Source organism: Actinomadura rubrisoli (genome assembly GCF_004349215.1).
Classification (GTDB): Bacteria; Actinomycetota; Actinomycetes; order Streptosporangiales; family Streptosporangiaceae; genus Spirillospora; species Spirillospora rubrisoli.
In genome coordinates, this window is record NZ_SMKU01000724.1 from 1 (window position 1) to 1,117 (window position 1,117).

General features: G+C 58.5%; 1 rRNA gene. It reads right to left on the reverse strand.

What is annotated here, in order from left to right:
* Window positions 1-81: 81 nt before the first annotated feature.
* Window positions 82-1,117 (reverse strand): 23S ribosomal RNA (locus E1298_RS47120); the annotation flags it as partial.

Genomic DNA, 1,117 nt, shown 5'->3' on the forward strand with positions numbered 1-1,117 from the left:
GCGGGTTCCCGGTTGTTTCCTGGGAACCACACAGGGACGCGAACATCGCATTCGTGCAGCGATTCGGTTTGAACGTTCAGTGTGTTCAAGCCACTCGGCCTATTAGTACCGGTCGACTCCACACGTTACCGCGCTTCCATCTCCGGCCTATCAACCCGGTCGTCTACCGGGGGCCTTACCCCACCCGAAGGTGGAAGGGAGAACTCATCTCGAGGAAGGCTTCCCGCTTAGATGCTTTCAGCGGTTATCCCGACCGAACGTAGCCAACCAGCCGTGCCCCTGGCGGGACAACTGGCACACCAGAGGTTCGTCCGTCCCGGTCCTCTCGTACTAGGGACAGACCCTCTCAATTCTCCTACGCGCGCAGCGGATAGGGACCGAACTGTCTCGCGACGTTCTAAACCCAGCTCGCGTGCCGCTTTAATGGGCGAACAGCCCAACCCTTGGGACCTACTCCAGCCCCAGGATGCGACGAGCCGACATCGAGGTGCCAAACCATCCCGTCGATATGGACTCTTGGGGAAGATCAGCCTGTTATCCCCGGGGTACCTTTTAGCCGTTGAGCGACACCACTTCCACACGTAGGTGCCGGATCACTAGGCCCTGCTTTCGCACCTGCTCGACACGTCCGTCTCACAGTCAAGCTCCCTTGTGCCCTTGCACTCGCCACCTGATTGCCAACCAGGCTGAGGGAACCTTTGGGCGCCTCCGTTACACTTTAGGAGGCAACCGCCCCAGTTAAACTACCCACCAGGCACTGTCCCCCACCCGGATCCACGGGTGCGGGTTAGACGCTCAAAACGACCAGAGTGGTATTTCACCAACGACTCCACCCAAACTGGCGTCTGGGCTTCACAGTCTCCCACCTATCCTACACAAGACGCTTCAGGCGCCAATGCCAAGCTATAGTGAAGGTCCCGGGGTCTTTCCGTCCTGCTGCGCGAAACGAGCATCTTTACTCGTACTGCAATTTCGCCGGGCCTGTGGTTGAGACAGCGGGGAAGTCGTTACGCCATTCGTGCAGGTCGGAACTTACCCGACAAGGAATTTCGCTACCTTAGGATGGTTATAGTTACCACCGCCGTTTACCGGCGCTTAGATTCTCAGCCTCGACCCC